At 61.7% G+C, this 23,464-nt stretch carries 22 protein-coding genes; 17 read left to right on the plus strand and 5 right to left on the minus strand.

The genetic code is table 11. The annotated features are described in order from the left end of the window. The first annotated feature begins 231 nt into the window (after positions 1-231). The 12 genes from dctP to GSQ89_RS09810 all read left to right on the plus strand — a co-directional run bounded on the left by dctP (position 232) and on the right by GSQ89_RS09810 (position 12,547). Positions 232-1,224, plus strand: a complete 993-nt coding sequence (gene dctP, locus GSQ89_RS09760; protein WP_158924452.1) for a TRAP transporter substrate-binding protein DctP — start codon at positions 232-234, stop codon at positions 1,222-1,224. A 30-nt stretch (positions 1,225-1,254) separates the two neighbouring features. Beyond that, positions 1,255-1,776, plus strand: a complete 522-nt coding sequence (locus GSQ89_RS09765; RefSeq protein ID WP_158924454.1) for a TRAP transporter small permease — start codon at positions 1,255-1,257, stop codon at positions 1,774-1,776. A 4-nt stretch (positions 1,777-1,780) separates the two neighbouring features. Next, on the plus strand, positions 1,781-3,073 hold the full coding sequence (locus tag GSQ89_RS09770; RefSeq protein WP_158924455.1) for a TRAP transporter large permease: 1,293 nt from the start codon (positions 1,781-1,783) through the stop codon (positions 3,071-3,073). 320 nt (positions 3,074-3,393) lie between these two features. Continuing rightward, positions 3,394-4,386 carry a TRAP transporter substrate-binding protein gene (locus tag GSQ89_RS09775; protein ID WP_158924456.1) on the plus strand — a complete coding sequence of 331 codons (993 nt, stop codon included), beginning with the start codon at positions 3,394-3,396 and terminating at the stop codon, positions 4,384-4,386. 69 nt (positions 4,387-4,455) lie between these two features. Next, positions 4,456-6,414, plus strand: coding sequence for a TRAP transporter large permease subunit (locus GSQ89_RS09780; RefSeq protein WP_158924458.1), 1,959 nt, complete (start codon positions 4,456-4,458; stop codon positions 6,412-6,414). 52 nt (positions 6,415-6,466) lie between these two features. Further along, complete coding sequence (locus GSQ89_RS39770) at positions 6,467-6,601, plus strand: hypothetical protein (protein ID WP_256367313.1); 135 nt, start codon at positions 6,467-6,469, stop codon at positions 6,599-6,601. A gap of 98 nt (positions 6,602-6,699) precedes the next feature. Continuing rightward, the gene (locus tag GSQ89_RS09785) at positions 6,700-7,908 is read left to right on the plus strand and encodes an ABC transporter substrate-binding protein (RefSeq protein ID WP_158924460.1); all 1,209 of its coding nucleotides are present in this window, start codon (positions 6,700-6,702) and stop codon (positions 7,906-7,908) included. A 12-nt stretch (positions 7,909-7,920) separates the two neighbouring features. Next, positions 7,921-8,778 carry a branched-chain amino acid ABC transporter permease gene (locus GSQ89_RS09790; RefSeq protein ID WP_158924462.1) on the plus strand — a complete coding sequence of 286 codons (858 nt, stop codon included), beginning with the start codon at positions 7,921-7,923 and terminating at the stop codon, positions 8,776-8,778. Beyond that, positions 8,775-9,776 (plus strand): branched-chain amino acid ABC transporter permease, encoded by a 1,002-nt coding sequence (locus GSQ89_RS09795; protein ID WP_158924464.1) that lies wholly within the window; start codon positions 8,775-8,777, stop codon positions 9,774-9,776. The genes GSQ89_RS09790 and GSQ89_RS09795 overlap by 4 nt, the downstream gene beginning before the upstream one ends. Then, positions 9,773-10,531, plus strand: a complete 759-nt coding sequence (locus tag GSQ89_RS09800; protein ID WP_158924466.1) for an ABC transporter ATP-binding protein — start codon at positions 9,773-9,775, stop codon at positions 10,529-10,531. Before GSQ89_RS09795 ends, GSQ89_RS09800 begins: the two co-directional genes overlap by 4 nt. Next, positions 10,528-11,247: an ABC transporter ATP-binding protein gene (locus GSQ89_RS09805; RefSeq protein ID WP_158924468.1), complete on the plus strand. Its 720-nt coding sequence runs from the start codon at positions 10,528-10,530 to the stop codon at positions 11,245-11,247. The genes GSQ89_RS09800 and GSQ89_RS09805 overlap by 4 nt, the downstream gene beginning before the upstream one ends. Before the next feature lie 319 nt (positions 11,248-11,566). Then, a complete protein-coding gene (locus GSQ89_RS09810) occupies positions 11,567-12,547 on the plus strand; it encodes a peptidyl-alpha-hydroxyglycine alpha-amidating lyase family protein (RefSeq protein ID WP_158924470.1) in 981 nt (326 codons plus the stop codon). A 53-nt stretch (positions 12,548-12,600) separates the two neighbouring features. On the opposite strand, the gene GSQ89_RS09815 is transcribed toward GSQ89_RS09810, so the two are convergent. Together GSQ89_RS09815 and GSQ89_RS09820 are read right to left on the minus strand one after the other, a co-directional pair. Continuing rightward, positions 12,601-13,863 (minus strand): MFS transporter, encoded by a 1,263-nt coding sequence (locus GSQ89_RS09815; RefSeq protein ID WP_254073148.1) that lies wholly within the window; start codon positions 13,861-13,863, stop codon positions 12,601-12,603. Positions 13,864-13,990: 127 nt separating this feature from the next. Then, positions 13,991-14,779 (minus strand): SDR family NAD(P)-dependent oxidoreductase, encoded by a 789-nt coding sequence (locus tag GSQ89_RS09820; protein ID WP_158924475.1) that lies wholly within the window; start codon positions 14,777-14,779, stop codon positions 13,991-13,993. Positions 14,780-14,930: 151 nt separating this feature from the next. Between GSQ89_RS09820 and GSQ89_RS09825 the strand changes: the two genes are divergently transcribed. The 5 genes from GSQ89_RS09825 to GSQ89_RS09845 all read left to right on the plus strand — a co-directional run bounded on the left by GSQ89_RS09825 (position 14,931) and on the right by GSQ89_RS09845 (position 20,540). Further along, the gene (locus GSQ89_RS09825) at positions 14,931-15,773 is read left to right on the plus strand and encodes an LLM class F420-dependent oxidoreductase (RefSeq protein ID WP_158924477.1); all 843 of its coding nucleotides are present in this window, start codon (positions 14,931-14,933) and stop codon (positions 15,771-15,773) included. A 358-nt stretch (positions 15,774-16,131) separates the two neighbouring features. Further along, a complete protein-coding gene (locus GSQ89_RS09830) occupies positions 16,132-17,709 on the plus strand; it encodes an ABC transporter substrate-binding protein (RefSeq protein WP_158924479.1) in 1,578 nt (525 codons plus the stop codon). 29 nt (positions 17,710-17,738) lie between these two features. Continuing rightward, positions 17,739-18,314 carry a VOC family protein gene (locus GSQ89_RS09835; RefSeq protein WP_158924481.1) on the plus strand — a complete coding sequence of 192 codons (576 nt, stop codon included), beginning with the start codon at positions 17,739-17,741 and terminating at the stop codon, positions 18,312-18,314. A 43-nt stretch (positions 18,315-18,357) separates the two neighbouring features. Next, entirely contained in the window at positions 18,358-19,449 is a 1,092-nt protein-coding gene (locus GSQ89_RS09840) for an amidohydrolase family protein (protein WP_254073149.1), read from the plus strand. Further along, entirely contained in the window at positions 19,446-20,540 is a 1,095-nt protein-coding gene (locus GSQ89_RS09845; RefSeq protein ID WP_158924485.1) for an amidohydrolase family protein, read from the plus strand. The genes GSQ89_RS09840 and GSQ89_RS09845 overlap by 4 nt, the downstream gene beginning before the upstream one ends. Before the next feature lie 334 nt (positions 20,541-20,874). On the opposite strand, the gene dgcA is transcribed toward GSQ89_RS09845, so the two are convergent. The 3 genes from dgcA to GSQ89_RS09860 form a co-directional block, all read right to left on the minus strand. Continuing rightward, positions 20,875-21,876, minus strand: a complete 1,002-nt coding sequence (dgcA, locus tag GSQ89_RS09850; protein WP_158924487.1) for an N-acetyl-D-Glu racemase DgcA — start codon at positions 21,874-21,876, stop codon at positions 20,875-20,877. An 18-nt stretch (positions 21,877-21,894) separates the two neighbouring features. Further along, positions 21,895-22,857, minus strand: a complete 963-nt coding sequence (locus GSQ89_RS09855; protein ID WP_158924489.1) for an amidohydrolase — start codon at positions 22,855-22,857, stop codon at positions 21,895-21,897. A 135-nt stretch (positions 22,858-22,992) separates the two neighbouring features. After that, positions 22,993-23,436, minus strand: a complete 444-nt coding sequence (locus tag GSQ89_RS09860; protein WP_158924491.1) for an acylphosphatase — start codon at positions 23,434-23,436, stop codon at positions 22,993-22,995. Between the last annotated feature and the right edge of the window lie 28 nt (positions 23,437-23,464).

Below are 23,464 nucleotides of genomic sequence, written 5' to 3' on the forward strand. Positions count from 1 at the left end.
TAGCCCGTTCGGCCGCTTCATGTCGCCGACAGCAATGGCCATCTCATCGGTTGTGCCATCGATCCGATTTTTGGACCCCGATCGGGGGTCACACTGCCGCGTCAGCCGCGGGAACCCGCCGACGGACGCTGACTGACCCGCGGACATTTGGCGAATCGCGCAATGCGCGGTTAACTGCATCTAAATCGCCGTTTAACGATGAAAAAGGTAAGCAGGGAAACGTCCGTGAGAATGTCCATACGCCGAAGCTTTGTCGTGGCCTGCCTGGTGCTGGCTGCATTCGTGCTCCAGGAAAGGCCGTCCAACGCGGCAACGACGTGGGAATGCTATGTCTACAACCCGGTGGCCAATCAGCCATCGGTCGAGGCTGTCGTTCACATGGCCGATGAGGTCAAGGAAAAGACGCACGGCGATCTGGTGATCAATATTCACCTGGGGGGCAGCCTGCCGATCAAGGCGGACGGCATTACCGCCGGTGTGCAGGACAGCGTCATCCAGTTCGGTGACGATGGCTTCGCAACCGGTACGATCCCGGTGACTGGCATCCTGCACCTGCCCATGCTGATACAGAATGAGACCGAGATGAAAAAGGCGCTGGAGATCGTGCGCCCGTATCTGGATGCAGCCTATGGCAAGCGTGGGATCGAGGTGCTGGGCCAATATTATTATCCCGTGCAGGTGATCTGGGGCCGCAAGAAGATCGAAAGCCTGACTGACATTAAAGGGCTGAAGTTGCGTGTAACGAGCGTCGAACAGGGCGAGTTTGTCCGACGCTTCGGTGGCGTGGCGTTGACGATGGGATCGCCGGACGTGGCCGCCGCGCTGGACCGCGGCGTGGTCGATGGCGCTTTCACCGCAAGCTCCGGCGGTGGAATTCCTTGGCATGACCTGCTGAAATATCGTTACGGTTTTCCGACGTCTTGGGTGAACAGCACCTATATCGTCAACGCGGACGCGATGAAGGCGCTGCCGGCGGCGACGCAGACGATCCTGCGCGAAGCCGCCGCGAAATGGTCTGCATGGGCGTCGGAAGAGATGGATCGCCAGGAAGACAAGCTGACGAAACAATTCGGCCAGGGTGGCATGGTCCTGACGGATCCGAAGCCGGAGGAGATCAAGGAAGCGACCGACAAGATGCGTCCGTATTGGGATGACTGGGCGAAGCATCATCCCGCCGATGCGGGTGAAGCGCTTGGTAAACTGCGCGCCGCGGTCGGACGGTGATGCGCCTGGCCGGGGCACGGTAATCGGGTCATGGGCAACGATCCCGAGGCGTTGGAAGACCAGTTCCATCCGGCGCCGACCTGGTTGGAGAAAACCTGCATGGCGGTCTGCGCCGTGTCGATCGTCGCGATGGGCCTCGTGGTCATCACGGAGATCGTCACGCGCAACCTGTTCGGGTTTTCCTTCGAGGTGTCCGAGGAACTCGGCGGTTATATCATCGTCGGGATTTCGTTCGTCAGCCTGCCGGTCTGCCAGGTCTACCGGTCCTATCACCATGTCCAGTTCGTGCAGACCCGGTTGTCTCCACGGATGCAGGCGGCGTCGCATCTGCTGTTCGACATCCTGTCGTTGCTGTTCTGCCTGATCGTGCTGTGGCAACTGACGCGCTTCGTGATGGAATCATACCGATCCGGCGACCAGGCGCCGACGCTGCTGGCCACGCCGCTGTGGATTCCCCAGGCGTTCATGCCGATCGGTATGCTGGCCGCAACCGTGTCGTTAAGCCGCTCGATGCTGGGTAATTGGCGGCGATTCAGGGCAGCGGGGCGGTAGCGGGATGCATCTGGCAATTCAACTGATCGGATCGTTCGGCATATTCCTGCTGCTGCTTGCGGCCGGCATGGCGGTGCCGTTCGCGATCGCCATTCCTGGCGTGATCTATCTGCTGATGCAGAACGGCGTGACGGCGCTGAAGGGCATCGGCCTGGTCACCTGGGGCAGTATGAACAGCTTTACGCTGACGGCGATTCCGCTGTTTGTGCTGATGGCCGAGATGATGCAGCGCAGCGGCCTGTCGTTTCGTATCTATCGCGGCCTGGCCAAGATCGTTGCTCGTTTGCCGGGTGGATTGCTGCAGACGAATATCGTGGGCTGTGCGCTGTTCGCATCGATCAGCGGGTCATCCGTGGCGACGGCGGCTTCCATCGGCGGCGTGGCGCTGCCCCAGCTTGTCCAGCGCAACTACGACAAGCGCCTCTCGGCTGGCTCCCTGGCGGCGGGCGGAACGCTCGGCATTTTGCTGCCACCGTCGATCGCGATGATCATCTATGGATCGTTTACCGATACGTCCGTCGCCAAGCTGTTCATGGCTGGGGTCGTTCCTGGTTTCATGCTGACCTTGATGTTCATGGCCTATATCGCCGTCCGAGCGCAATTCGGCGGGACGGTGCCGCGCGGTGTGAATGAGACCGCCCAGACATGGCTTGGGGCGTTGGCCGATGTGGTGCCGTTCGCGCTGCTGATCGGGGCGATCATGGGCAGTATCTATGCCGGCTGGGCCACACCGACGGAGGCTGCGTCCGGCGGGTGCCTGTTCTCCCTGATTTTGTGCCTGATCTGGGGCGACATGACCTGGCGCAACTTCGTCCAGGCGATGCAGCGAACGGTGCAGGTCTGCGGCAACCTGATGTTTATTATCTATGCGGCTTATATTTACGCCTATGCGATCGGTGTGGCCGGTGTCGGAGAGAGCGTGACAAGCTGGCTGGTGGGACTGCAATTGTCCCATCTGGAGTTCTTTGGCGCCCTGTTTGTCTTGTATACCGTGCTGGGTTGTCTTGTCGAAAGCATCGGCATGATCGTCATTACGGTGCCATTGCTTTACCCGGTGCTTGGGCATTACGGAATAGACCCGATCTGGTTCGGGGTCATTCTGGTCATGTATGTGGAGCTGGGGCAGATTTCGCCGCCGATCGGCATCAATCTGTTTGTCATTCAAAGCATCTGGGACGGCGAGCTTGGCGACGTCGTGATGGGCACGATCCCATTCCACATCATCATGTTTGTCCTGCTGTTCCTGTTGGCGGCGTTTCCGCAACTCGCGCTGTGGCTGCCCTCGCAGATGAACTGATACCACTGATCCCAACCGCCCCCGGCTGGGGCGTCGAGATCAATGAGAATGTGATCCGAGCACATCCGCCTGCGCGGCCGGTGAAATGGACGAAATAGTTCGGATCGGTCGCAGTGTGCGATTGCCACTTCACTCCATTCAACACAAATGGCGCAATCACTGACAGAACCCGTGCGTCTTCTCGCCGCTCGCGGCAGTCCGCATTGACAGCGATCCAGGTTCGTCATTTCCTCATATCATAATGCTGAGGCAAACGACGGCAATCTGGGCGGGGACGTATGGTTAAGGACAAAACAAAAGGACTGCGTGTTGGCAGGCGCATGCTGCTCGCCGGTGCTGCCGGCATCTCGACCTTCGCCATCCTGAAGCATCCGGTCCGCGCAGCGCCGGTGACGTACAAACTTGGTCATGACAACCCGGTTGATCACCCGGTCAACATCCGAGCTGTGGAAGCTGCCGACAAGATCGCCAAGGAGTCGAACGGGCAACTGATCGTCAAGGTCTTTCCGAATAACCAGTTGGGCGACGACACGCAGATGCTGTCCCAGTTGCGCACGGGTGCGCTGGAGTTCCTGCTGCTCGGTGACAATATCCTGGCCAATGTCGTTCCCTCCGCGAATCTTGCCGCCCTGCCTTTCGCCTTCAATGGATATCAGGATGTGTGGACGACGCTCGACGGCGATCTTGGGCGCTATATCCATGACCAGATCACCAAACACACCGGGTTGCATGTCTTCGACAAGGGGTGGGATGTCGGATTCCGCAATGTTTTCACGAGCAACCGCGCCGTCCATACAGCGGCGGACATGGCAGGGCTGAAGCTGCGGGTGCCGCAGGCTCCGGTGCAGCTCGCGTTCTTTCGTGCCCTGGGGTCGTCACCGACGCCGGTGAACAACAGCGAGCTATACACCGCGCTGCAGACCCATCTGGTGGACGGCGCGGAGCAGCCACTGATCAGCATAGAGACCGCTCGGTATTTCGAGATCAGCCGCTACGTAATCATGACACTGCACCAGCCCACGCCGTGGGAGATGCTGGCGAATGGTCCGGCATGGCACCGGCTGCCACCCGATCTGCAGGCCATCGTGACCCGCGTTTTCAACGAGACCGCCTTGCTGGAGCGGCGCGACCTGGCGGAGGGCGACACCGGTTTGGAGGCGCGCCTGAAGACACAGAACCAGACGTTCATCGAGCCGGATCGGGAGAGCTTCAAGGACGTCGTGCGCAAAGCGGGCCTGTACCAGCAATGGCGCGATGCCTATGGCGCCGAACCCTTCGCCCTGCTGGAGAAATCTGTCGGCAAGCTGACCTGATGCCCTGCCGTTGTCTGCTTTGCCCATGAACAAAGTGTGTTTCATGCACGGCCGGGACGCCGTCAGCCTATGACCGATGGCGGCAGTGGACTGGCAGCCGGCGCGGCCTTGGCTCCCGAATATACGCATGCCAGGTGGACCCTGGTCATCGACCGGGTGATCGCGGGGGCCGTCGAAGCACTGGGATCGGCCATCCTGGTGGTCGAGGTCTGCCTGCTCGCGACGGATGTCTTCTGTCGCTATGTGCTCGACAACGCGCTCGTTTGGGGCGACGAACTCGCGACCGTGCTGTTCCTGTGGCTGACCATGCTGGGTGCTGTCGGCGCCTATTGCCGCAATGAACACATGCGCTCAACCGCGCTGCTGCGCCGGATGCGTCCGGGTGGCATCGAGATTTGCGGCATCCTGGTGACGCTGCTTATCGCGGTTTTCGCCTTGCAGCTTCTCGCCGCGGCGATCTGGCCGACAGTCATTCCGGATTATACCGGATTGCGCGACCTGATCGGCCTGATCGTCAGCGGGGATTTTTTCGCCTCCGGTTACCTGGGTCAGGAGGCGACCGATATCCTGCCGGCCATGCAGATCCCACGCATCGTCGTGGTCGCCGGTATCGTGGTCGGGCTGGTTCTGATCCTGATCGTGTCGGTCGATCGGCTGATCAGAAGCCGGCCGACACTCGTATTGGCGTCGTTTGCCGGCCTGCTGGCATTCGGTGCCGCCATCTATCTGGGCCGGGATCTGCTCGCCGGTCTGGGGAACCTGAACCTCGTGCTGTTCTTCGTGGTGCTCGTCGCCGCGGAGATCGCCATCGGCGTGCCGATCGCCTTCGCCTTCGGCATTGCCACGATGAGCTACCTGGCGGTGATGACCGACGTCCCGTTGAGCGTCGTGGCCAGCCAGATGGACCAGGGCATGAGCAATCCGGTGTTGCTGGCTATCCCGCTTTTCGTGCTGTTGGGTTTGCTGATCGAGGTGACCGGCATCGCCAGGCGGCTGATCGACGCCATATCGGCGTTCATCGGCCACCTGCCGGGCGGACTCAACATCGTGCTCGTTGCGGCCATGTTCCTGGTGTCCGGGATTTCCGGATCGAAACTCGCCGACATGGCGGCCGTCACACCGGTCCTGTTTCCGGAGATGGAACGGCGGGGCTATCAGCGCAGCGAGATGATCGCGCTGCTGTCCACCTCTGGCGCCATGGCCGAATTGATCCCGCCAAGTCTTGTGTTGATTATCATCGGCACGGTCTGCAACCTGTCGATCCAGCAGCTTTTCATCGGTGGCCTGCTGCCGGCCGCGGTCGCTGCCGGGGCGTTGATCGCCGTGGCGGTGCTCCGCTCGCGCCGCTTCGGATACACGGTGGTGCCGCGGGCCAGTGGTGCGACGCGAATCCGAGCGCTGGTGATCGCTGCGCCGGGTCTGCTGCTGCCGCTGGTCATCCGCTACTTCGTGGTCGGCGGGATCGCGACGGCGACGGAAGTCAGCACGATCGGCCTGATCTATTCGCTTGCGACAGGCCTGTTGATCTACCGGGAGTTCGATTGGCGGCGCTGTTACCCGATGCTCGCCGAGACCGTGCGCCTGACCGGATCGATCATGCTGATCATCTCGATGGCGACTGGGATGGGTTGGGCGTTGACCCAATCCGGCTTTGCCGCCGAACTGTCGGATGCCCTGCTGCGGGCGCCTGGCGGCCGTTTCGTGTTTATTGCGCTGTCGATCGTGCTGTTCGTCGTCCTCGGGTCGGTGCTGGAGGGTATACCGGCGATCGTCCTGTTCGGTCCGTTGCTGTTTCCGATCGTGAAGCAGTTCGGCATCAATGAGATCCACTATGCGGTGATCGCGATCCTGGCCATGAGCATCGGCCTGTTCTCGCCGCCGCTGGGCGTCGGCTATTACGGCGCCTGCGCGGTCGGCAAATGCGACCCCGATACGGCGGCACTGGCCGTGCTGCCTTATATCGTTGCGTTGCTGGCATCTGTTGTGATCATTGCTGCCTTTCCGTGGATCTCGACCGGCTTTCTCTGATCGGCGTCAGGGGGTGTGATCGCAATTTCCAATCTTCAGGAGGAGGACAGGCGTGGAATACACCAGGCTTGGCCGCACCGGTGCCCGCCGTGACGAGGTGGTGATCGCGGCCAAGGTCTACGGTCGGATGCGGTCCGGCCCGAACGGTGCCGGACCGGACCTGCCGCACGGTAAGGCACCTGCCTGACCGGCAGGGCGCCTATTGCCTGTAGGTCCATCTGACGGCACGATGTGCGCTACAATAAATGAAGGGCCAACCTGAACAGGCCCGCCGGGAGAAAATACATGTCACAGAAGGCACTTCGTCTGACTGGACTTGGGCGGCGCGGCTTGTTGGCAGGGGCGACAGGGATTGCCTCGGGCCTGGCTATGCCGGCGATTGCGCAGAACAAGCCGATCCGGATGGGGTGGATTGCCGCCGTGTCCGGCATGTTCGCCTCCAACGCGCAGGCGCAGGATTGGGGCTTCCACCAGACCGTGGCTGATCTCAACGAAAAAGGCGGCCTGCTCGGCCGGAAAATCGAGGTGGTGATGCGCGACAGCGCCGCCGATCCGTCGAAGGCTGTGAGCTTCGCGAAGGAACTGGTTTACAACGAAAATATCGACGTGCTGTGCGGCCCGATCAACAGCGGCGAGGCGCTGCCGACGCTGGGCATCGTTTCGGGGGCAAAGAAATTGCATCTGATCGGCGGATCGGTCGAGGAACTGATCGATCCGGTCAAATATCCGCTGGGGTTTCGTAACCTCAACGCCAACGGCCAGTGGATCAAGGTCGCCGTCAAATTCATGGTCGAGGACCTGAAGAAGACCAAAGTCGCGATCATCAACGACAACACGGGGTATGGCGTCCTGTCGCGCGACAAGGTGACGCAGTTCCTGGCCGCGCGTAACCTGAAGCCGGTCTATACCGCCACCGTCGACCCGAATAAGCCTGATGTGACCGACGAGTTGCTGAAGGCGAAGGACGCCGGTGCCGACGTCATCACCGAATGGTCCAATGCCACCGGGTTCGTGGCCAGGCTGGTGAATGCGCGCGGCGAGCAGAACTGGGACGTGCCGATCGTCGGCCATCCGACGATTTTGCAGGAACAGGTCGCCAAGCTGCTGACCAAGCGGTCGTACTGGGACAACGCCTATGGGCTGGGCTACCGGCACGAGGTCGTCGATGCGCAGGGGAAACTGCCCGACAATGTCCAGGCGTTCATGGACAAGCATAAGGACACCATCGGTCCGTATATGGCGGCGGGGCTGCCGGCGTTCCTGCAGGGTAATGCGGCGGTGACGATCTATGCCGAGGGCCTGACCAAGGCGGGTGATCCAGATCCGATGAAGGTTAAGGCGGCGCTTGAATCCATCCCGGTGATCAAGGCGCCGTATGGTCCGTTCATCTACACGCCGAAAGATCATAATGGCTTCCAGGATGAGGGCATCGTGCTGGTCAACGCCAACGCCCTGTTGCCCAATGGCGGCTATCCACCGGTGAAGATCGGCTGAGGCTACCGGCGCGTGCTGCTGGTCATCATCAGCGGGTTGGCGTTGGGCGGCCTGTACGGCATGACGGCGCTGGTCTACAACGTGATGTACTCGACCTCGAAGGTGCTGAGTTTCGGCACCGGGCAGTTCGCCATGGTCGGCGGCATCTGCACCGCGTGGTTGGTTTTGGACCTGCATTGGCCGCTCTGGTTGGGGTTCGTCGCCTGCCTGGCGTCCGGGGCGGCGTTCGGTTGGCTCAGTGAGGTGATCGCGGTGCGCCGGATCGTCGCTGCGTCGGATGAGCATCTTTGGGTGCTGAGCACGCTGGCGCTGTCGACCATGGTGCAGGAGGCGATGTCGATCTGGTGGGGCACTGACCCGACGCCGTTTCCTCGTGTCCTGCCGCAGGAATTCGCCGGCGCTTTCGACCAGAAATTCTGGCTGCCACTGGTGCTGGCCGTGGCCATGGCGGTGGGGTTGGAGCAATTTTACCGCCGATCGATGACCGGCAAGCTGTTTATCGCGATGTCCGAAGACGCGTTCGCCGCTCGGGCTCGTGGTGTTTCCACGGATCGGATGCGGTCGCTGAGCTATGTGTTGGCCGGCATCCTCGGTGCGATGTCGGGCTTCGCCGGCGGACAGTTGACGTTCGCGGATTTCGCGCTTGGCACGGCCCTGGGCCTGTCGGGGTTCATTGCGCTGGCGGTGGGCGGGATCGGCAGTTCGGTGGGTGCGCTGGTGGGCGGCGCCATTCTGGGCATGTTGACATCCCTGACCACGCATTATTTCGGCGCCCAGTATCAGAAGACCATCGCCATCGGCCTGCTGATCCTGTTGCTGGTGGTCCGGCCACAGGGTTTGTTCGGCACCACGCGGGTTCGCCAGGTATGAAACACAGCCTCGTCCGGCCGGGGATCGTGGCGGTGTTCACCGTGTTCGCGGCGCTGCTGCCATACATCACCGGCAATCTCTATTACCTGCACGTCGCCACGGTCATCGGCGTTTACTGGGTGCTGATCGCGACGCTGAACCTGCTGGTCGGGTTCACGGGGCAGTTGTCGGTCGGTCATGTCGGGCTGCTGGCGATCGGTGCCTACGCATTTTGCCTGTTGGCGGGCGGGCAGGGGTGGAATCCGTTCATCGCCTTGCTGGCGGGTGGCGGCGTCTGTGCCGTCATCGGGCTGCTGCTGGGGTTGCCGTCGCTGCGATTGCCAGGATTCTACTTCGCCATGGCCACACTCGCCTTTGGCCTGATCGTCAGCGAATTGGCGCAGGCCGAACAATGGCTGACCAACGGCAGCGTCGGCATGCCGGCACCGAGTTTCCCCGCGCCTTTCGATACCCCTTGGGGATTTTACTGGCTGGTATTCGGCATTGCCGCGTTCATCACATGGATGACGGCCAATTTGGCGCGTTTCATGTGGGGACGGGCGATGGTGGCGCTGCGCGACAGCACCGTGGCCGCGTCGTCCGTTGCGATACCGATCTACTGGACCAAGCTGATCGTGTTCGTGTTCAGTGGCTTCACCGCGGGTGTGGCGGGAGGCCTTTATGCCACCTCGCAGAGCTACATCACGCCCGATGCGTTCATCGTCAACCTCGGTATCTACTTCTTTGTGGCCATCGTGATCGGCGGCCGCGGTGTCATCATCGGCCCGTTCATCGGTGCGGCGGTGCTGGCCGCCATTCCGGAACTGGTCGGGCCGCTGGCGAAATACGGCACGTTCTTCTACGGCTTCATCTTGTTGGTCGTGGTCCTGGTGCTGCCCGGCGGGTTCGGCGAACTGATCAATACCTTGGTGGAGAAACTGCGCCGGACACCGCAATCGTCAACTCATATCGAGCCGGACCTGGAACAGCTCCGTACGGCGATCCGGCCGCGGGCATGAGCGATACCCTGGAAGCCAAGACGGTGATGAAGCGCTTCGGCGGCCTGACGGCTGTCGACGGCGTGTCGCTCGAGTTGCGGCCGGGGGAGGTGCATGGCCTGATCGGGCCGAATGGCAGCGGCAAGACGACGCTGCTGAACCTGATCTCCGGCTACTACCCGATCGATGAGGGACAGATCCGGCTGTGTGGTCAGGACGTCACCCGCCGATCGGTACGTCAGCGCTCCAAGGGTGGCGTGGCGCGCACGTTCCAGACGCCGAAGCTGGTGTTGTCGCTGCCGGTGCTGGACAACGCGATGCTGGGCGGGTGGCCGGATGTGCGTTCCGGCTTTCTGGAGACGGCCTGGGCGTTGCCTCGGCCACGGCGGGAAGAGACGGCGCTGCGCGAGCGGGCCGCCGCGATGTTGCGCGGGGTCGGCCTCAGCGGGGTCATGGATCGTCGGGCCGATCTGCTGGAACACACGGCGCAACGGTTCCTGGAGATTGCCCGGGCGCTGACGCTGCGGCCGAAATTCGTGCTGCTGGACGAACCCGCGGGTGGTCTGACGGTGGCGGAGATCGAGCATCTGGGCGCGATCATCGGGGTGATGCGCGACAGCGGAATCGGCGTGCTGCTGGTGGAGCATCATACTGATTTCGTGTTCAAGGTTTGCGATCGGGTCACCGCGCTGAATCTCGGGCGCATGATCGCGCATGGGTCTCCCACCGAGGTCCGTAACGATCCGGACGTCATCAGGGTCTACCTGGGCGCATGAGCACGCTGCTGGACGTCGAAGACCTGCACGTCGCCTATGGCAAGGCCGAGGTCGTGCACGGCACCAGCCTGGCCGTCGCTGCCGGGGAGTTCGTGGCGTTGCTTGGCCGCAATGGCGCCGGCAAGAGCACGACGCTGCATGCGGTGTCCGGCCTGATCGCGAAGGGGGGCGGCCGGGTCCGGTTCGACGGCCAGGACATCACCAACGCCTCGCCACGTGACATCGTTCGTGCCGGCCTGGTACAGGTGCTGGAAGGGCACCGCGTCTTTCACCCGCTGACGGTGGAGGACAATCTTCTGATCGGCACCTATGCCCGCAGCAAGCATGGCGACCGGTCGAAACTGGCTGCGATGTACGATCTGTTCCCGGAGATGGCGGAACGGCGGCATCAGCCGGCGTCGAGGCTGTCGGGCGGTCAGCAGCAGATACTTGCGGTGGCCCAAGGGATCATCGCGGAGCCGCGTCTGCTGATCCTGGACGAACCGTCCGGCGGGCTGGCGCCGCTGGTGATCGACCGGATCCTGGACGTGGCTCGTAGGCTGTCGCGCGACGGCGTGGCAATCCTGCTGGTCGAGCAACTAGTCGAGAAGGCGCTGGCGCATGCGGATCGGTGCTATCTGATGGCAACCGGCCGGATCGTCCACGAAGGGCTGGCGCGGGACCTAGCTGGCAGCGATATCCTGCACAGCGCATATCTGGGCGGCCAGGCAACCTGAAAGGCGTTGGTACACGGCCGGATGGCCTGCAAGACAACGCGGTTCTGTCTGTGACGCCCTGGTAGAGGATCATCTTCGGCTCTGTCGCAAACTTGGTGGAAGAATCTGCTTGGCTTACGTTTGCCGGCAGCGATTGGGGTCCCGATCGGACAGGTCGGACACCGTCCGGCGGTTTCCATTCTCGGGCGTCGATGCTATCGATTGCGGAAGTCGGATCGTTGCGTTTCCAGCCAACCTCGGCAATGCGATTGAAGATTGCAATCGAAAGCGCACCGATTGACCCGAGCTGCCCATAGACAGATTCTGAGTAGGAGAAAAAATGATTGAAGCGAACGACAAGGAGACCTTCAAATTCACCGTGCAATCCGATTGGGCCAAGCTTCCAGACGAGATCGTGCTCGGTGATGTGGCAGGCATCGCGGTGGATGGGAAAGATCGTGTATATCTCTTCAACCGTGGGCAGCACCCTGTCGTCGTCCTCGACAAGGCCGGAACATTTCTGAATTCGTGGGGGCATGGCGTCTTCAGCAACGCACATGGCGCCCATATCGGTCACGACGACGTTATTTATCTCACCGATAACGGCGATCATACCGTAAGAAAATTCACTTTCGACGGTAAGTTGCTGCTGCAACTCGGCACGCCAGAGAAGCCCGCGCCGTTTATGAGTAATCGGCCGTTCTGCCGATGCACCCACAGTGCGCTGTCGCCGAAAGGCGATATTTATGTTTCAGACGGCTACGGCAATGCCGCCGTCCATAAATTCGCGCCCGACGGTACGTTTTTGATGAGCTGGGGCGAGCCTGGAACCGGCCCCGGTCAATTCAACCTGCCTCACAATATTTGTTGCGACGCTGAGGGCTGGGTGTACGTTGCGGATCGCGAAAACGACCGGGTCCAGATCTTCGACGGCAACGGCAAATATGAGACGCAAATCAACAATATGCACCGGCCAAGCGCCCTGGCGATCACCGGCGGTCCGTGTCCGCACTGTATCGTTGGGGAACTTATGTCATATCTTGCCGTCAATAGGCTTACGCCAAATCTTGGACCGAGAGTCAGCGTTTTCGCTCAGAGCGGAGAGCTTCTTGGGCGCCTCGATCAAGGACGGGGCGCTGGACTTGAGCCTGGCCAATTTGTCTCGCCACATAGCATCGCGCTCGACTCGACAGGTGATATGTACGTTGGAGAAGTCGCGGCGACAGACTGGCTTGCCGTCTTTCCCGATACGCCGCTGCCAACAAAAATGGGCCGGTTTCAGAAATTCACCCGAGCCTCGACGAAGGAATTGGCAAAGTAAGCGGACCGGACTGTAGGGCGGGAGGTATCGCAACGTCGCGCCGGCAGCCTCGATCAGGGCCCGCCTTGCTGGTCTTGTCGATGCGCTGCTTGCGATGTGCGCAACGCTTGTGAGGGCATCTTAGTTTCATGACCGGTTGGACCGGCCTGCACGACCCTAACCCCACGGAGAAGATCCAACCCAACCAGCAACGCCGGGATGGCGCACGCCGCCCATCCAGCCGCGTAGCCGCCTGTCACGCGCAGCAACAGGGCAAATACCGATGGGCACAGAATCGCTCCCATCTGGCCGAACGACAATACGCCGCCGGTCACCGGCCCGGCCCGTCCGGACGGTGCCAGGCGCGCCGCCTCGGACAACAATATGCCGTGCCAGGACATTGCGGTTGCGCTGACCACGCCGGCCACCGTGGCAATCGCGAGTGGCGGCCAAGCCGGGGTGAAGACGCCCACCAGCACGATGCTCGCCGCCATGCCGAACGCCAGCACGGCCATCATCAGGCGTGGCGCGATGTAGAAACTGCCGATCCAGCCCCAGAGGACGCGGCATGGGATGGCGATCGCGATCACCGTCGCAAACAAGGATCCCGCAGCAACAAGATCATAGCCAAGTACGGTGAGCCACGTCACAAAGTAGGCAATGAACACCGCTTGCATGCCGTTGAACGCGAAGCATGCAAATGACAGCGCGCGGAGCTCGTGTGCCGCCAGCACGCCGGTGATAGTGGTGCGGAAATCCGACCAGTGAATGGCGTGCGTCGGCGTGGCCTCGGTGTCGAGTCGGCGGTGCAAAGGCTGCAACAGCAGCGCGAACAACCAACAGGCTGCTGCGCTGACCAGCATGGTGCCGCGCCAACCGAGGGATTGCGCCAGTAGCGGGCCGAGCGAGCCGGCGAGCAGGATGCCTGCCGGAATGGCGGTCTGGGTGATGGAGAAGGCGAATGGGGCATAGCGCCGGATCGCCCAGCGCCCCAGTAGCTGCGAGCTGGCCGGTGTGGCGACGGCTGCGACACCGTTGCCGACGAGCGCCGAGAGCACAAAGCCGGTCGCGCCGCCGACGACCGCGACCGCCATCCCGCCACCCACAGACAGCAGTGCGGCCTGGCTCATCCGGATGGCGCCGTGGCGGATGATGAAACCTCCCGATCCAAGCTGGCCGATGAGTCCCGCGACCGCGGTCAGTCCGAAATAGACGCCAACCCAGGACGGATCTGCGTGCAGCTCGAGAATAATGAGAGGCGCCAACACCGCCGGCAGCACGCGCCCGACGGACCCGCAGGTCTGTTGTAAGAACATCGCCAGGACGGCGATCAGCATACGGGACAATGCGAGGATTTCCTTCCGATCCACAGTTACGGCGACAGGATTTGGCAAGGAAGATCTTGCGATGCCGGCCCGTAGGGCAGTGGCCTAAGAAACCAAGACTTAGACTACCGAATTGCCATCAGTTGGCCGTCATCCCGCCATCGATCACCAATTCACTGCCCGTCATCCAGGCCGTCTCGTCGGATGCCAGATAGAGACAACCGAACGCGATGTCGGACGGCTTGCCGTATCGGCCTAAAGGCGTGGCATCCATCCGCGTCTTGCCGGGATCTCCCACAAGGCCAGGAGCAGCCAGAGGCGTTTCGACAAAGCCGGGGTGGACGGAGTTCACCCGGATCTGGTCCTTCGCATATTGCAGGGCCGCCGATTTCGTGAATATCCGCACAGCCCCTTTCGATGCGTTGTAGGCGGCATTTCCGAACGAGCCGACGATCCCGCAGATCGATGAGATGTTGATGATCGACCCGCCGCCCGCCCGCTTCATGGCGGCATGAACGGCTTTGGTCCCGAGGAAGACGCCGGCGGCGTTGACCGCCATGATCTGGTTCCAGCTATCCAATGATAGGCCGGGCAGTTCCATTCGCGCCCTCTTTCCGCTGGACGGGTCTACCGCGCTACCGATGCCCGCAATGTTGCAGAGCACATCAATCCGGCCATGTGTTTTTTCGACAGCCTCGACGAGGGCCGTCCATTCAGCCTCGTTCCTTGTGTCCAAATGGCGATATTCCGCAGACCCGCCGGCCGCTACAATCTCACCGGCGACCCGCTTGCCCAGTTCATCCTGCAAATCACAGAGCACGACGCTGGCGCCATGGCTCGCGAATATCTTGGCGGTGGCCTCACCGATGCCGGACGCGCCACCGGTTATGATGGCGACCTTACCGGGCAGCCGTTTCCCTGGTTCCATGAATTTTCCCCTCTCCTCTGCATCACCGAGGTTGCCCTTGGACGTCCGAACGAGCAATGGCGCAGCCTCGGGGAGCCCTGTTTGCGGCGCTATGGCCGCGGACACCGCATTGGTCTAGCCTCGACCGTGAAATCGCGCAGAGGAGGATAAAATGAAGTTCGGCGGCGCAATGTTCTTTACTGAATACTCCATGACGGCACCGGAGCTGGCTGTGGCGTTGGAACAGCGTGGCTTCGATAGCGTCTGGGCACCGGAGCACTCGCACATACCGGTTTCACGCAAGACGCCATTTCCGGGCGGCGGTGATCTGCCCAAGCAATATGCCGATGCGATGGACCCCTTCGTCGTCCTCGCAGCCGCGGCGAACGCCACCAAAACGATCAAGCTCGGCACTGGCGTATTGCTCGTTCAACAGCGTGACACGATCCAGACGGCGAAGTTGGTGGCATCCATCGACCAGGTGAGCCAGGGCCGTTTCCTGTTGGGCATAGGCGGCGGCTGGAACCAGGACGAAATGGAGAACCACGGGACAGTCTACAAAACCCGGTTCAAACGGGTGCGTGAAAGCATCGAGGCGATGAAGGAGATTTGGTCGAAACCGAAGGCCGAATACCACGGCGAGTTCGTCAATTTCGATCCGATCATGGCGTGGCCGAAGCCGGTTCAGAAGCCGCATCCTCCCATCCATGTCGGAGGGGCCTTTCCGCAGGGCGCCCGGCGCGCGATCAGGTATGGCGACGGCTGGATTCCCACCGCCCGCGGCGATCTTACGGTGGAAATTCCCGAGTTTCAGAAGATGGCGCGCGAGGCCGGACGCGATCCCGCCTCGATCGAAATCACAGCATTCGGCCTTGCCGAGGACGTCGACCGGTTAAAGCGCCTGAAGGACCTCGGCGTTGCCCGGGTGGTCCCGATGCTGCCGCCCGAGAAGTCGGATGCGGTACTCCCTATCATCGACCGCTGGACAAAGCTGATGCAGCAAGTGAACGGCTGATTGACTGGCGGCGCCCGCATAATCAGGACGCCGCCCTACCTTTCGACGGGGCGCGCTCGTTACTGCCTGACTTTGACGAGAAGCTGTTATTCGAATTCCATCGTCAGGCGGGGTGGTCCTGTCGCAAACTTCCATCGCGGACGCGCTAGTTCCGCAGAAATGACGGGCATTATCCCGCCAACGAATAGAGTTGCCGGGCTGGGCACAGTTCGCCTACGGGCAGCAGCTGGCTCTTGCGGGTTATGTGCATGAGTTCGATGCCGGCAAGCGTCACCGCGGCCGTCCAGACCAGACAGTAGTCAACATACCGACCATCGTCACAAGGCGGTGGCGATAAAACAACAACGGAGGACGGTCCATGCAGCGCCGACGCTTTCTCGCAGGTGCCGCCGCGGGCGTAGCGCTCCCCGCCATCGGGCGCAGCGAAACCGCCAGCACGATCCGGTTCGTGCCGGAGGCGGACATGGTCATCCTGGACCCGATCGTGACACCGGCCGCCCAGACGCGGGAGCATGCGTATCTCGTCTATGACACGCTGTTCGGTCTGGACGATTCGTTCCGGCCGCAGCCGCAGATGGTCCAAGGGTTTACCACAGACAATGATGGCAAGCTCTGGCGCCTGACCTTGCGCGACGGGTTGAAGTTTCATGACGGGCAGAAGGTGCTGGCGCGCGACTGTGCGGCCAGCGTCCGCCGCTGGGGCGCCCGCGATGCGTTTGGCCAGGCGCTGATGGCTGCCACCGACGAGGTGGGATACGACGGCGACAAGGTGATCAGCTTTCGCCTGAAAAAGCCGTTTCCATTGCTACCGGATGCACTCGCCAAGCCGATGGCCTTCCTGTGCCCGGTGATGCCGGAGCGCTTGGCGATCACCGACCCATACAAGCCTATCACCGATCCGACGGGCAGCGGTCCCTATCGTTACAAAGCCGACGAACGGATCCCCGGCGCCCGCGTCGTCTACGAGCGTTTCACCGGTTACATGCCGCGCGAGGACGGTGTGACAGAAACGACCGCGGGACCGAAACGACCGAGCTTCGATCGGGTGGAATGGGCGATCATGCCGGACAACGCGACGGCCACGGCTGCTCTGCAGCGCGGCGAGGTGGACTGGCTGCAGACGCCGAACCCCGACCTGCTGCCGGTGTTGCGCAAGGACCGGAACATCACGGTGCGGACGATCGCGCCGACCGGTTTGATCGCCTTTATGCGCTTCAATCAGTTGCTGCCGCCGTTCGACAACCCCGCCCTACGGCGTGCCCTGATCGGCGCCGTCTCCCAGGCCGACTACATGCAGGCGGTGAACGGCCAGGATACCTCGCTGTGGCGCGATAAGGTCGGGTTCTTTTGCCCCGGCACGCCGCTGACCTCCGACGCCGGCATGGCGGCGTTGACCGGTCCCAGGGACTACGACAAGGTACGCAAGGCGATCGCGGACGCCGGATACAAAGGCGAGAAAATCGCGCTGATGGTGGCGGTGGACGTGGTCTACCTGAAGCTGATGGGTGACGTGACGGCCGATGTGTTCCGGAAGGTGGGCCTGAACGTCGACTATCAATCCATCGACTGGACGACGCTTGTGCAACGGCGCATCAAGATGGACCCGATCGATCAGGGTGGCTGGAATGTGTTCGTCATCAACGACAACGGCGTCAACCAGATGAATCCGGCCAGTCATCTTTGGCTGCGCGGCAACGGCAAGGCGGCCCCTCCGGGCTGGCCGGTCAGCGCGAAGCTGGAGGCGCTGCGCGACGCGTGGTTCGATGCGCCCGATCTTGCCGCCCAGAAGGAAGCCGGGCGACAACTGCAACTGCAGGCGTTCGAGGATGTGCCCTATATACCCTTGGGGCAGTCCGTGGCGCCCACAGCCTTCAGGTCAAACATCACCGGCGTGCTGAACGGTCAGCCCACATTCTGGAACGTACGGCGTGCCTAGGTAGATGACCGCAACAAAGAGAGGATGCCATGGACGCACAACCCGACAACACCCGCTCATCCGCGCAGCCGCTGGCGGAGCTGCCACAACGCCTGCATCACCAGGCCTTCTGTGTGCGGGACCAGGAGGTGAACCGCAGGTTCATCGAGGATATCCTGGGCATTCCGCTTGCCGCCACCTGGTGCGAACGAACGTTTCGTTCGGAGGTGGGCCGGGAAGTGGATTACTGCCACACCTTCTACGAATTTGCCGACGGCGGCGCGCTCGCCTTCTTTCAGTTTGCCGATGAAGAGGCCTGGCAGAAGAACCGAGCGATTTTCCAGGAAGTCGGCGGCTCGTTGCACAGCGCCTTCAAGGCTACTCAGAAGACCTTCGACGAATTGAAAGCCAGATGCGATGCGGCCGGCGTTCCGGTACGGGTCATCGATCATGGCTATTGTGTATCGATGTACCTTAAGACACCGGACGATATCAGGCTGGAGTTCACGGTCGATGCACCGGAGGCCCAGCAGATTTCCGCCATGCGCCGCAAGGATGCGCATTCGGAGCTCGCCCGCTGGCTGTCCGGTGATCACCGCACCAACAACAATGAGCGCCCGCACTAGGTCGCGCGCATCCACCACGCGAAGGGTATCCACGTTGTCTCAGGTGTTGCAGCGCCCCTCGACCGAACGCACGACCGCACCCGCCGGCGCGATCGATTGCGACGTCCACATCGCCGTTCCCGGCATGAAGGCCCTGCTGCCCTATATGAGCCAGGCGTGGCAGGAGATGATCGTCTCCCGTGGCACCGACGGATTGGAACTGGCCAGCTATCCACCCGGTGCCCCGCTGTCCTGCCGTCCCGACTGGCGCCCTGCCACCGGCAAACCCGGCACCGACCTCGCTTTCCTGCAACGCCACGCGCTGGACGCCTTCGGCACAAGGCTCGCGATCGCCACCTGCCTGCACGGCGGCCAGGCCGTCCACAGCGAGGACCTGGCCCAGACCCTCTGCCAGGCCGTCAACGACTGGGTGGTCGCCGAGTGGCTGGACCGGGAACCAAGGCTACGCGCCTCGATCGTCGTACCCACGCAAAGTCCCACCTACGCCGCTCGGGAAATCGAACGTTGCGCCGACGACAAACGCTTCGTCCAGGTCCAGCTATTGGCTTCCGGTGAGATGCTGCTCGGCCGCCGCTACTACTGGCCAATTTACGAGGCCGCCGCGAAGCACGACCTCCCCATCGGCATCCACGCCGGCAGCGCCTTCCGCCACGCCCCGACATCGAACGGCTGGCCGTCCCACTTCGTTCAGGACTACGTCGGCCAAACCATGGGCTTCGAGGCGCAACTCCTGTCCTTGATGGGTGAGGGCGTCTTCAATCATTTTCCGACGCTGCGTGTGGTTCTGATCGAGTCAGGCGTCACCTGGCTGCCCGCCTTCCTGTGGCGTGCGATAAAATCCTGGCGAGGGCTGCGCAGCGAAACCCCCTGGTTCACCCGTTCGCCCGCGGAACTGGTCCGTCAGCACGTCAGGCTGACGATGCAACCGTTCGATGCCCCCGGCACAGCCGAGGTCGAACGCATCCTGGAACATATCGGCGGCGACGAAATGCTGTTGTTCGCAACCGATTTCCCCCATTGGCATTTCGACGGAACACAATCACTGCCGCCCGGCCTGTCCCCCGACCTCATCCGCCGGCTGACGATCGAAAACCCGCTGGCGACCTATCCGCGCTTACAGGAGACGCTGTCATGAGCGAAGTGCTCGACCGTTCCACTGCTGCCACGATCCGTACCGGCATCGTCGATTGCGACATCCACCCAACGATGCGTTCGCGCTCGGAATTGGATCCCTGGCTGTCGGAACAGTGGCGATCGCATCTCGCTGCGTACGGATTGCAGCCCCGCGTCCCATTCACCACCGGCACGCAATATCCGAAAGCGGCACCGGCCACCGCCCGCCGCGACGCCTGGCCGCCGAATGGCGGGCCGCCAGGGTCTGATCTGGCGTTTCTGCAAGCGCAGTTGCTTGACGCCAACGACATCGCGATCGGCATCCTGACCCCATTGCACGGCAGCGCCCGCAACACGGACCTCGACGCAGCCTACAGCGCGGCGGTGAACGAATGGCAACTGGAACGATGGGTCCGCCAGGACTCCAGGCTGCGCGGCTCCATAACCGTCTCCCATGAGGACCCCGAACTCGCCGTCGAAGAAATCGCCAAATGGGCGGACGACCGCAATTTCGTCCAGATACTGCTGCCATCCAAAACCAACGAACCACTGGGCCGTAAACGCTACTGGCCGCTCTTCGCCGCTGCCCAGGCCGCCAATCTGCCGATCGCAGTGCATGTCAACAGCGTCGGCGGCGGCTATGCCTCTACCCCCAGCGGCTGGCCCAGTTATTACTTGCAGGATCACCACATCAACGTTCACAGCTTCCAGGCACTGGTCTCCAGCCTGGTGCTGGAAGGCGTATTCGAGAAATTCCCTCGCCTGCGCATGGTGATGATCGAGGGCGGCTTCGCCTGGTTGCCCGCCCTGTGCTGGCGCCTCGACCAGCAATGGTCGCGGATGCGCGATGAAGTCCCCAACTGCAAGCGTCCGCCATCAGAGTATATCCGCGAACACATCTGGTTCACCACGCAGCCGATGGAGGAACCCGAACGCGCCGATCACCTGCGCGACACCCTGACCTGGATCGGCTGGAACCGCATCATGTTTGCAACCGACTACCCGCACTGGGACTACGACGATCCGAACCACGCCTTTCCCATCCGCCTGTCCGACGCCGAACACGCCATGATTTTCCGCGACAACGCGACGGACCTGTATCGCTTGTCCTAGGGTGTTCAGGAATGTTCCGCTGCTCCAGCGGGAATTTCGAGCACACAAGCAGCCGTGCTATTCCGCAGCGAGTTCGTACCGTTCCGGTTGTTTCACGGTCGGCAGACGTCGAACTCATGCACATGATCCGGAAGGGGTAGTTGCGCCCGACAGGCGAGGTGTGCCCGGCCCGGCAATTCTACTCTTTGGCGGCATAAGGCCCGTCATCTCTGCGGGACTCGCACGTCCACGATGGAAGTTTGCGACAGTACCGAAAGAGAACCGCCATCCCAAGTAGCCATTTGAGCGAGGCCATCAAAATGAGCCATAGGCATCGGGCTGAAGCACGAACCACTCAGGGACCACCCCAGAGATTGGGATCGGGTGGATGGATCATGCTGCCGTCGTAGCGTAGGCCATGCAAGCGATCGGACGCCAAAAACAAGGGTCCGTCCAGATCGGCGAACTCCGCATGCTGTGCGACCAGCAGTGCCGGTGCAATCCCAAGCGACGTGCTGATCGTGCCGCCGACCATGATCCTGAACCCGCGCCGTTTCGCTTCCGCTGCCAGAGCGAGCGCCTCGGTCAGGCCGCCCGCCTTGTCGAGCGTGATATTGACGGTTGCGTATTTACCATCGAGCCGGTCAAGATCGGAAAGAGTCCGGCAAGATTCGTCGGCGCAGAATGGGATCGAGCGCCCAAACCGGGCAAGCGCCTCGTCAGCGTCAGCCGGTAGCGGTTGTTCAATCATTTCGACTATCAAGTCGATGAGCATCGGCAAATATTCGCCAAGTTGGACCTCGTTCCAGCTCTCGTTTGCGTCGACGATCAAGCGCGCCGCCGGAGCCACATCCCGCACCGCCTTAACCCGCTCGATGTCTCCCCCGTCACCGTTCAGTTGCAATTTCAACAATGGCCGGGTGGAATTGGCCGCCGCCAATTCGGCCATCTTCCCAGGTGTATCCACAGATAGCGTGAAGGCCGTCATGACGGGCTTAACCGCGTCGAGTCCGGCCAGTTCGGCGACGGTGCAATAAGCCCGATTTGCATCGATGGCCCAGAACGCGCAGTCGAGAGCGTTGCGCGCCGCGCCTGGTGACAGCGCGTGTTGCAGTGTCTCGCGGTAGAGCCCCGAAACGACCGCGCTCTTCATTGCGTTAAGCTCGGCAACGACGCTTTCAATGCTTTCGCCGAAGCGTGGAAGCGGAACGCCTTCGCCGCGGCCGCGTGAGTCGCCATCGGAGATCTCGGCGACAACGATGTCAGCCGAGGTCTTGGCGCCATGCGCAGTCATAAACGGTTGCGCGAGCGCCCATGGACGGTGAGTGACTGTCAGTCGTTGAGGATGTGGTGCCATGTCGGTCTCAACTCTGCGCTAAACTTTCTGCGGCGACCAGCCATACGCCTTCGTGGTGGCACCACCCATCAGCATGGTTCGTTCGCTGGCACTCAGGCGGTCGGTTTTCAGGAAAGGCTCGACGCCCTGTTCGTAATTGACAACGGCGAACGCGCGCGTCCAGTCGGTGCCCCACAGGCAGCGATCAAAACCCCAGGCATCGAATATGCGAGCCAGCGGGTCCCAGATGTCTGGGAACGGGTACGGGTCCTTTGAAAGCGTGCAGGCGCCGGTGATCTTGATCACAGCATTCCTGCGTTTGGCGAGTTCCAAGATTTTTGGAAGATCGGCCCAGGGCTGCGGCGGTGCCGGTGGCACGCTCGGTTGCATGATGCCCATGTGGTCGATGATGAAGCGCGCCTCAGGATGGCGGTCTATGAGAGCCGTGCCCGCGTCGATGTTACCCCAAAACAGGACGTTCACCGGAAAATCATGCTGAACGGCGGCACGCAAAATCCGGTCGAAGCCAGGATCGTCGGGCGCGTGTTTCCCCTCCTTGGTCATGATCAGGCGGATACCGACCGTACCCGGTGTTTTTTTCCATTCCGCGATGTCGTCGGCGACCGCCGGGTCGTCGGGATTGACGGGCTTGACCAGAGCGAACCGATCCGGGTGAGCCCGTTGCACGCTCACCGCGTAGCTGCCGTCGTATTGGTACATCGAAATCGGCGAGATGTAGATCGCTCCGGCGACACCAACCTTGTCCATCGCCGCCACCATCTCGTCACCGGTAACATGCGCGGGCCAGTTTGGCACATTGTGCCAGGGTCTGTCCGGCGTGTTCGCCGCATAGGCGTGGACTTGGGAATCAATGATCAAAGACCCTTGCTGAGCTTCAGCTCGGCGTCCGTATAGCGTCCCGGTGGCAGCCAGCGCTGTTCCGGCCTGCAACACGGTTCGCCGGTCAAGGCGCTTTTCTCCGCCAGTTGGTTGGTTGGCCATTTCACCCTCCACAGAATTTCTGGTCTTGGCGTCCCGTGAGCAAGGGGAACACGCTTCCCAATATTCTACCCCACCGGTTCGGCCTCGACCATGTTCGTGGACATGAGCACAGCAGTCAGCGTATTCGTCGAGGGGTCAGTCGTCAGGGTGAAGTTTCTTTAGGTCGTCGGCATTCAGGGTGCCTTCTAGAATTTTATGCCATGCTGTCTTGGTGTCTCCCGCGGAAATAGCCGAGTCATCGGCCCTCAGATGGAAAACGAGGTTATATTTGTTGGTGATGTGTCGGCTCGAAGAAGTCCAGTCGACGATCGTGAACGTATTCAGAGAGAGATCGACCGCCGTCGGTGCCGTGGTAATTTTCAGGTTGGACGATCTTTTGGTTCCCTCTCGAATGGTTGCGAGCGCCGAATCGATCCGTTTCTTGTCGCCGTGCAGGGTAAAGTGAACGATCTGATTGGCGTCGTTCCTCGCCAATCCCGCGAGGTTTTGTTCGATTGCCTGTTTCATTACCAATGCGCGGAACCCAACCTGCTGGTCGTTTCCAGATACCGTCGCCTCGATGGCGTCTTTCTTGGCCATGCTCAGCCTCCCGTTGGTGGTGACGAGC

This window comes from Acidisphaera sp. S103 (genome assembly GCF_009765975.1).
Lineage (GTDB): Bacteria > Pseudomonadota > Alphaproteobacteria > Acetobacterales > Acetobacteraceae > Rhodopila.

Bases quoted from the DNA above. Each gene is read 5' to 3' on its own strand.
- dctP (WP_158924452.1), top strand. From the start codon at position 232: ATGTCCATACGCCGAAGCTTTGTCGTGGCCTGCCTGGTGCTGGCTGCA.
- GSQ89_RS09765 (WP_158924454.1), top strand. From the start codon at position 1,255: ATGGGCAACGATCCCGAGGCGTTGGAAGACCAGTTCCATCCGGCGCCG.
- GSQ89_RS09770 (WP_158924455.1), top strand. From the start codon at position 1,781: ATGCATCTGGCAATTCAACTGATCGGATCGTTCGGCATATTCCTGCTG.
- GSQ89_RS09775 (WP_158924456.1), top strand. From the start codon at position 3,394: ATGCTGCTCGCCGGTGCTGCCGGCATCTCGACCTTCGCCATCCTGAAG.
- GSQ89_RS09780 (WP_158924458.1), top strand. From the start codon at position 4,456: ATGACCGATGGCGGCAGTGGACTGGCAGCCGGCGCGGCCTTGGCTCCC.
- GSQ89_RS09785 (WP_158924460.1), top strand. From the start codon at position 6,700: ATGTCACAGAAGGCACTTCGTCTGACTGGACTTGGGCGGCGCGGCTTG.
- GSQ89_RS09795 (WP_158924464.1), top strand. From the start codon at position 8,775: ATGAAACACAGCCTCGTCCGGCCGGGGATCGTGGCGGTGTTCACCGTG.
- GSQ89_RS09800 (WP_158924466.1), top strand. From the start codon at position 9,773: ATGAGCGATACCCTGGAAGCCAAGACGGTGATGAAGCGCTTCGGCGGC.
- GSQ89_RS09805 (WP_158924468.1), top strand. From the start codon at position 10,528: ATGAGCACGCTGCTGGACGTCGAAGACCTGCACGTCGCCTATGGCAAG.
- GSQ89_RS09810 (WP_158924470.1), top strand. From the start codon at position 11,567: ATGATTGAAGCGAACGACAAGGAGACCTTCAAATTCACCGTGCAATCC.
- GSQ89_RS09815 (WP_254073148.1), bottom strand. From the start codon at position 13,863: ATGCTGATCGCCGTCCTGGCGATGTTCTTACAACAGACCTGCGGGTCC.
- GSQ89_RS09820 (WP_158924475.1), bottom strand. From the start codon at position 14,779: ATGGAACCAGGGAAACGGCTGCCCGGTAAGGTCGCCATCATAACCGGT.
- GSQ89_RS09825 (WP_158924477.1), top strand. From the start codon at position 14,931: ATGAAGTTCGGCGGCGCAATGTTCTTTACTGAATACTCCATGACGGCA.
- GSQ89_RS09830 (WP_158924479.1), top strand. From the start codon at position 16,132: ATGCAGCGCCGACGCTTTCTCGCAGGTGCCGCCGCGGGCGTAGCGCTC.
- GSQ89_RS09835 (WP_158924481.1), top strand. From the start codon at position 17,739: ATGGACGCACAACCCGACAACACCCGCTCATCCGCGCAGCCGCTGGCG.
- GSQ89_RS09845 (WP_158924485.1), top strand. From the start codon at position 19,446: ATGAGCGAAGTGCTCGACCGTTCCACTGCTGCCACGATCCGTACCGGC.
- dgcA (WP_158924487.1), bottom strand. From the start codon at position 21,876: ATGGCACCACATCCTCAACGACTGACAGTCACTCACCGTCCATGGGCG.
- GSQ89_RS09855 (WP_158924489.1), bottom strand. From the start codon at position 22,857: ATGGCCAACCAACCAACTGGCGGAGAAAAGCGCCTTGACCGGCGAACC.
- GSQ89_RS09860 (WP_158924491.1), bottom strand. From the start codon at position 23,436: ATGGCCAAGAAAGACGCCATCGAGGCGACGGTATCTGGAAACGACCAG.